The 7,441-nt window shown below is 38.1% G+C and carries 6 protein-coding genes; 2 read left to right on the top strand and 4 right to left on the bottom strand.

Going from position 1 to position 7,441, the window contains the following annotated elements:
• Nucleotides 1-103 precede the first annotated feature (103 nt).
• The gene (guaB, locus tag WBN20_RS07035) at nt 104-1,576 is read right to left on the bottom strand and encodes an IMP dehydrogenase (protein ID WP_424275754.1); all 1,473 of its coding nucleotides are present in this window, start codon (nt 1,574-1,576) and stop codon (nt 104-106) included.
• A 228-nt stretch (nt 1,577-1,804) separates the two neighbouring features.
• Here guaB and WBN20_RS07040 point away from each other — a divergent pair, with 228 nt between their 5' ends.
• Nucleotides 1,805-4,036: a TonB-dependent receptor family protein gene (locus WBN20_RS07040; protein ID WP_424281190.1), complete on the top strand. Its 2,232-nt coding sequence runs from the start codon at nt 1,805-1,807 to the stop codon at nt 4,034-4,036.
• 45 nt (nt 4,037-4,081) lie between these two features.
• Here the strand turns inward: WBN20_RS07040 and WBN20_RS07045 are convergent, their stop codons facing one another.
• Together WBN20_RS07045 and WBN20_RS07050 are read right to left on the bottom strand one after the other, a co-directional pair.
• Nucleotides 4,082-4,948 (bottom strand): hydroxymethylglutaryl-CoA lyase, encoded by an 867-nt coding sequence (locus tag WBN20_RS07045; protein ID WP_424271561.1) that lies wholly within the window; start codon nt 4,946-4,948, stop codon nt 4,082-4,084.
• 31 nt (nt 4,949-4,979) lie between these two features.
• Complete coding sequence (locus tag WBN20_RS07050; protein WP_424271562.1) at nt 4,980-5,606, bottom strand: LysE family translocator; 627 nt, start codon at nt 5,604-5,606, stop codon at nt 4,980-4,982.
• 75 nt (nt 5,607-5,681) lie between these two features.
• Here WBN20_RS07050 and WBN20_RS07055 point away from each other — a divergent pair, with 75 nt between their 5' ends.
• Nucleotides 5,682-6,104 carry a Dabb family protein gene (locus WBN20_RS07055; protein WP_424271563.1) on the top strand — a complete coding sequence of 141 codons (423 nt, stop codon included), beginning with the start codon at nt 5,682-5,684 and terminating at the stop codon, nt 6,102-6,104.
• A 66-nt stretch (nt 6,105-6,170) separates the two neighbouring features.
• On the opposite strand, the gene WBN20_RS07060 is transcribed toward WBN20_RS07055, so the two are convergent.
• A complete protein-coding gene (locus WBN20_RS07060) occupies nt 6,171-7,208 on the bottom strand; it encodes a quinone-dependent dihydroorotate dehydrogenase (protein WP_424281191.1) in 1,038 nt (345 codons plus the stop codon).
• Between the last annotated feature and the right edge of the window lie 233 nt (nt 7,209-7,441).

Genomic DNA, 7,441 nt, shown 5'->3' on the forward strand with positions numbered 1-7,441 from the left:
GGATATCAAAAACCAGATCCCTTTTTAAATATTGCCCGATACTTTGGAGATAATATTTACCTGGAAAAGGACTGGAAAACCTATAGTGGTAGTGTGAAATAGATTACCTGCTGTAGTTGGGAGATTCCTTTGTAATTGTCACATCATGAGGATGGCCTTCATTAATCCCGCTAGCAGTAATCTTTACAAATTTTCCGATTTCTTTTAAAGTGTCAATATCTTTTGAACCGCAATATCCCATACCGGCCCGCAGACCGCCCACAAATTGATGTATACTTTCATATAGCTCTCCTTTATAGGGAACGCGGCCAACAATGCCTTCTGGCACCAATTTATTAATATCATCTTCCACATCCTGGAAATACCGGTCCTTACTTCCTTCCTTCATGGCCTCCACAGAACCCATTCCTCTGTAAGACTTAAATTTTCGGCCTTCGTAAATAATGGTCTCTCCCGGTGATTCTTTAGTCCCCGCCAACAAAGACCCCAGCATAACGCAATCTGCACCTGCAGCAATAGCTTTTGGGATATCTCCCGTATAGCGTATTCCACCATCCGCAATTACCGGAACACCGCTACCTTTAATAGCTGCAGCAACTTCCAATACCGCCGAGAATTGTGGAAATCCAACACCTGCTACCACTCTTGTTGTGCAAATTGAACCAGGCCCTATGCCCACTTTAACAGCATCAGCCCCGGCCTCTACTAAATATTTTGCAGCATCCGCAGTGGCAATGTTACCTACTATAACATCCAGCTCCGGGAATTGTTTTTTTACATCCTTAAGGATATTAACTACGCCTTTTGTATGGCCATGAGCTGTATCTATTACAACCGCATCAACCCCGGCCACTACCAAAGCTTCTGTTCTTTTCAAAGCATCGGGAGTTACCCCAATAGCCGCTGCAACTCGTAACCTTCCATATTTATCTTTATTTGATATTGGCTTTTGGGTAAGCTTCGTAATATCCCGGAAGGTGATAAGTCCAACAAGTTTGTTTGAACTATTTACAACCGGAAGTTTTTCTATTTTATTGATCTGAAGTATGCCTTCCGCCTGCTCCAGGGAAGTCCCTTCTGCGACAGTAATAAGATTGGATTTTGTCATTACCTCAGCAATTGGACGATTGTTGTCTTTTTCAAACCTGAGGTCTCTGTTGGTTACAATACCGATAAGTTTTTGATTTTCATCAACAATGGGAATACCTCCTATACTATGTTCCCGCATATTTGCTTTGGCGTCGCCGACCAATGCATCAAGATGCAATGTAACCGGATCCAAAATCATCCCGCTTTCAGCTCTTTTTACTTTTCGAACCTTCACTGCCTGTTGTTCAATGGTCATATTCTTGTGTAATACGCCAATACCTCCTTCACGGGCCATAGCAATGGCCATTTGTGATTCAGTAACAGTATCCATCGCAGCGGAAACAATAGGAATATTTATGGTAATATTTTTAGTAAATTTTGTTTGAATATTTACTTCTCTGGGTAAAATTTCAGAGAAAGCCGGAACAAGGAGTACGTCGTCATATGTGAGACCTTCTCCAAGAATTTTATTAAGGTGAGCTTCCATGGCAATTAAGGATTAATTGCGTGCAAATATACACTTTTTTACCAGAACAACTTTTTGGACAATGTCATTTTAACCAGAGATCATTCTTCAGTGTAACATGCAACCCTCTCAAAATGAAAAAAGTAGATAATTTTATTTTTATTTAATCTAAATAAGCTTTTATATTTTGAATTTAGTTACTAATTTTGACAACTACATTTAACTCTATTTATAATTAGTCTAAATTAAATGAAGTGTTTTCTTGCCTTTCTCTTAACCGGTATTGTTCTGAATCTGTCCTATGGGCAATCAACCCGCCTCATTACTAAAGCCCAGGATTCTAACCTTATAAAACTGGAGGAAGTAGTACTATCTGCCAATGCCATTCTGGGAAGCAAATTCCAGGCGAAGAACAGAACTGGCTCTGCCTACTATGCATCGCAACCTGAACTATTGAAATATAACTACACGGATATTAACCGGGTTTTGCGATCTGTACCCGGAGTAACTCTTGTTGAAGAAGATGGATTTGGGTTACGTCCAAATATTAGTCTAAGGGGTACCTCACCGGAAAGGAGCGCAAAAATTACTTTGATGGAAGATGGTGTACTAATTGCTCCTGCACCTTATAGTGCTCCGGCTGCTTATTATTTCCCATCAGTTGCCCGGATGCAGGCTGTAGAAATTCTTAAAGGCAGCAGCCAGGTTCAATACGGTCCTTTTACCACCGGTGGAGCCATAAATATGATGTCTTCAACAATTCCTGGTTCTTTTCAAGCCTCATTACTGGCCAGTTATGGAACCTATAATAGCGGAGAACTACATTTAAAATTAGGGGATTCCAAAAAGCATTTTGGATATAGCGTTGAATATTTAAACTTTAATTCCGATGGTTTTAAAGATTTGGATAATGGCGGAAATACAGGTTTTGACAAAAATGATGTTGTTGCAAAGTTTAGACTAAATTCTGACCCCGAAGCCAAACTAAAGCATATTCTGGACATGAAATTCCAATATTCCGATGAGGAGTCCAATGAAACATATGTTGGTCTAACCGATAATGATTTTGCAATTACTCCATTCAGGAGGTATGCCGGGTCTCAGGAAGATGAAATGGTCAATGATCATATTCAGGCGGCCGCCACTTATGTATTGGATTTCAGCGATTATTTCCATATCACTACAACAGCCTATTACAATGGATTTGCCAGAAACTGGTATAAACTAGACGCCGTAACACTTAATGGAGACCGCAGGGGTCTTGCAAATATTCTTGAAGACCCTATAAGCAACCAGGAATATTACAGCGTTATCTCAGGGAACCAGGACGAAGCGGCCGATGCCTTATTAGTAAAGGCCAATAATAGAAAATATGTTTCCAAAGGTATTCAGACGAAGTTTGATTACCATTGGAGTGGTGACAATACCTTTCATGATTTGGAATTAGGGGCTCGTTTTCATACTGACTTTGAAGATAGATTTCAATGGGTTGATAGTTATGGTATTGACGATGGTATCATGAACCTGACTACGGCGGGTATCCCAGGTACTGATGCCAATCGGATCAGTGATGCCAGTGCCTTCTCCAGTTATATACTTTATAAACTTAAATACAGAGACCTTACCATTGCCCCGGGATTAAGGTATGAGTCTATTTCCCTGGGGCGAAAAGACTATGGTAAAAATGACGTCTCACGCCAGGGTATTGACCTCTCTACCCGTGAAAACCAAGTGAACGTTTGGATTCCAGGAATAGGTTTCAATTATAATTTCAACCAGATATCACTTTTTGGTGGTATTCACAAAGGGTTTTCGCCGCCAACAAGCAAAGAAGGTGAACAGCCGGAAGAAAGTGTCAATTATGAACTTGGATCCCGATTTACACTGGGAAGCTTTTCAGGAGAACTTGTAGGATTTTTTAATGATTATAGCAATCTTTTAGGAAGCGATCTGGCTGCTACCGGAGGCACTGGAAGTTTGGAACAGTTTAATGCCGGAGAAGTAAATGTGACAGGATTAGAAGTCTTATTAAATTACAGTGCTTTAAAAAAACACAAGAATCTAAGGCTTCCCATAACTTTTGCCTATACGTTCACCAATGCAGAATTCAGAAGTAGTTTTGACAGCCCCAATGATATCTGGGGAGAAGTTACTGCAGGAGATGAAATGCCTTATATCCCCAAACATCAGTTTAATGCCTTGATTTCTCTGGAGCATCCTTCCTATGAACTAAATCTCAGCGGAAGATACAATGGCTCTTTTAGAACCAAAGCCGGAAGTGGCAGGATTCCAGCCAATGAATTAGTACCATCCAGTTTTGTAATAGATTTATCGGCAAAGTATCATCTGAATGATCATTTCAGTATCAATGGGAGAATCATTAATCTATTGGATGAAACATATGCTGTATCCCGTGTTCCTGCAGGTTTGCGCCCCGGCCATCCGTTTGGAGCTTTTATTGGGATCTTATTGCAATATTAATATAGAGAATAATACCGGCAAAGGAATTCAATTCTAAGGAAGACTTTATTGGTAGTTGGAAAACAGCTCGGAAGCCTTATTATGTGCAGCTTCGAAGACCATCCACTTAACTCCGGTATCTACCTTGTTTTCAGTGAAATAAGATAACATTTTTTCGGTGGGCATATTGCCGGTTAATTCATCCTTGGCCATAGGACAGCCTCCAAATCCTCTTATCGCTCCATCAAATCTACGACAGCCTGCTTTATATGCAGCATCAACTTTTTCATGCCATCTGTTTGGTGTTGTATGCAAGTGCGCTCCAAATTCAACATTCGGATATTTGGGAATTAAATGTGAAAATAAATAGTTAATAGCTTCCGGGGTGGAGGTCCCAACTGTATCAGACAAGGACAATATTCGGGCTCCCATATTAGCCAATTTTTCTGCCCATTCTCCAACAACTTCTAAACTCCATGGATCACCATATGGATTGCCAAATCCCATAGATATATAAGTAACAACCTCTTTGTTCGTTGCATAAGCTATTTCCAGAATTTCGTTTAATACATCTATTGACTGTGCAATGGTTTTATGCGTGTTACGCATTTGAAAATTCTCAGAAATTGAAAATGGATAGCCCAAATAGTCAATCTCGGGGTAAACGCTTGCCTCATTTGCCCCTCGTACATTGGCTACAATAGCCAATAACTTGCTCTTTGATTTGGACAGGTCTAAATTTGAAAGCACTTCAGCAGTATCGGCCATCTGTGGTATGGCCCTTGGTGAAACGAAACTCCCAAAATCTATGGTATCAAAACCACAACCCAGCAATGATTGAATGTATGCAATTTTACTCTCAGTTGGAATAAAGCTTTTAATGCCTTGCATAGCATCTCTTGGACATTCAATTATCTTGACTGTTTCGGGCATATAGCGAATCTAGTATTTATCAAAATTAGTGTTATTTATCCGAAAATAACAAGTAAATGCCTATGCCGGAAAAGACTACTATTTGTAACCACTTAAGAAATAATGCTATCCCGGTATTTCTCTTTATTTGTTCGGCAATAGACCCTGAAAGCAATGCAATTGAAGAAAAAATAAGGAATGTAACTATCATAAATATTAAACCAAGAACATAAAATTGAATTACTGTATTCAAATCTTTACTAAAAAGAAATCCGGGGAAAAAAGCAAGAAAGAAAATAGTAACCTTCGGGTTGAGTACATTCATTATAAAACCTTGTCTAAACAATTGACTTAAAGATTTTTTCGGAATCTCTGTACTATCCAATTTAATATGCACCTTGGTATAATAAACCTTATAAGCCAGGTAAAATAAATAAAATGCTCCAAATAGTTTAATAACGAAGAATAGCTGGTCGTTATCTTTAATCAGTGCCGAGACGCCAAATGCAAGGAAAGTAGTATGAACAATACAACCTGTAATCAGGCCTGCGGTAGTTGAGAGACCATATTTTATGCCATTGGATATACTTTGTGTTAAGACATAAATATTATCGGGTCCCGGTGATATTGCCAGCGCAGCCGTTGCCAGGATAAAAGCAGAAAGTATTTCGTAATTCAAGCTAAGAAGATATATGAATTATAGCTCAAAATACAAAAGTTTACTGCTTTTCTTTATCTTACAAAAAATTTATTTATGAAAACTAAAATACTTTTAATCACGGCGGTCCTTGGCCTGGTGTCACTTAGCTTTACTTCTATAAAAATGGATAAAAAATTGAATGGGACAAAAACCGAATTGCAAAATACGAATGACAGCGTTTTAAGACATGTTGTCCTTTTTAAGTTTAAGAAAGAAACGTCTGAGGATCAACTAGAGTCCTTTGAAAAAGCTTTTGCTTCTTTAGCGGATAAAATACCACAAATCTCTGATTTCGAATGGGGTTTAAACAATAGTCCGGAAGGACTGGATAAAGGATTTACACATTGCTTTTTTGTCAGTTTTAAAAGTGAAGAAGATCGTGCAATATATTTACCACATCCAGATCATAAGGCCTTTGTAAGTCTTATTGGCCCTTCTGTGGATGATGTATTAGTAGTTGATTATTGGACAAAATAATTGTCCGGATTACCATTTATAAATTTGCTAATGTATTTTTTGACCCAATGCATATAAAAGCAGGGATTAGGATTTGGCCAGTATAGCTTTATTTATTTGGTTTACCAAAGCAGGTCCTTCATATACAAATCCTGTCCATAGCTGAATTAAATCTGCACCAGCTTCAAGTTTTTCAATAGCATCTTCAGCAGAATGAATTCCGCCTACTCCTATTATTGGAAATGCCTTATTACTTTTTTCAGACAAGAATCTAATTACTTCGGTACTTCTGCTCGTAAGAGGTTTTCCGCTTAAACCTCCCTTTTCTTCTACGAGAACGCAATCTGACTTCAGGTTTTCTCTTGCTATAGTAGTATTTGTAGCAATTATACCATCAATCCGGGTATCTTCAACAATTTGAATTATATCTAATAACTGCTCATCCGTAAGGTCAGGAGCTATTTTTAGAAGAATAGGTTTCTCAACTACTTGTTTATTTTGCGCGTATACCTGGTTTTCACGTTTTAAAGCTATCAGGAGTGCCGTAAGAGGTTCCTTATCTTGTAATTCCCTAAGGCCCGGTGTATTTGGAGAACTTACATTCACCACAAAATAGTCAACATGATCAAAAAGTGCATCAAAACATATTAAATAATCTTTGGTGGCAAGATTATTTGGTGTGATTTTGTTTTTACCAATATTCCCGCCTATTATAACATTGTGTTTTCCCTTTAAGTTGTCAATCACTTCAAAAACACCTAGGTTATTAAAACCCATTCTATTTATTATTGCCTGATCTGCTTTTAATCTGAAAAGCCTTTTTTTTGGATTACCAATTTGTGGTTTAGGTGTTACCGTACCAATCTCAATAAAACCAAATCCAAAATTGGAGAGTTCATTATACAATTTGGCGTTTTTATCAAAACCGGCTGCAAGGCCTACAGGATTTTTAAATTTTATTCCAAAAACCTCTCGCTCCAAACGTTCGTCATCTATCAGATAAAGGAATCTGAAGAAACCTGAAAATCCAATTTTAGATAGTAGTTTAATAATTGTAAATGAAAGGTGGTGTACTTTTTCCGGATCTAAAAGGAATAGAAAAGGTCTGATGAGGAGCTTGTACATAGTCTAAAAAAACTTTGTTCAAAAATACAAACTTCCTTTAGGTTAGCACTCCATTACCAACACTTTCGTCTTTTCTGAAGTGTTAAAATCACTCTGGCGATATGTCCTCGGAGATTAATCCCTTAAGTGGTCTGCGCATAGCCTCGGTGCACAAAGTAATATAACGCTGGTATTGCTTTTCGTTTAATATTCCCAATAGTTTTTGATCGTATATTTTTGAATTGGCAATAATC

Source organism: Eudoraea sp., from assembly GCF_049665975.1.
GTDB lineage: Bacteria > Bacteroidota > Bacteroidia > Flavobacteriales > Flavobacteriaceae > Eudoraea.

Bases quoted from the DNA above. Each gene is read 5' to 3' on its own strand.
- WBN20_RS07060 (WP_424281191.1), bottom strand. From the start codon at position 7,208: ATGTACAAGCTCCTCATCAGACCTTTTCTATTCCTTTTAGATCCGGAA.
- WBN20_RS07045 (WP_424271561.1), bottom strand. From the start codon at position 4,948: ATGCCCGAAACAGTCAAGATAATTGAATGTCCAAGAGATGCTATGCAA.
- WBN20_RS07040 (WP_424281190.1), top strand. From the start codon at position 1,805: ATGAAGTGTTTTCTTGCCTTTCTCTTAACCGGTATTGTTCTGAATCTG.
- WBN20_RS07055 (WP_424271563.1), top strand. From the start codon at position 5,682: ATGAAAACTAAAATACTTTTAATCACGGCGGTCCTTGGCCTGGTGTCA.
- guaB (WP_424275754.1), bottom strand. From the start codon at position 1,576: ATGGAAGCTCACCTTAATAAAATTCTTGGAGAAGGTCTCACATATGAC.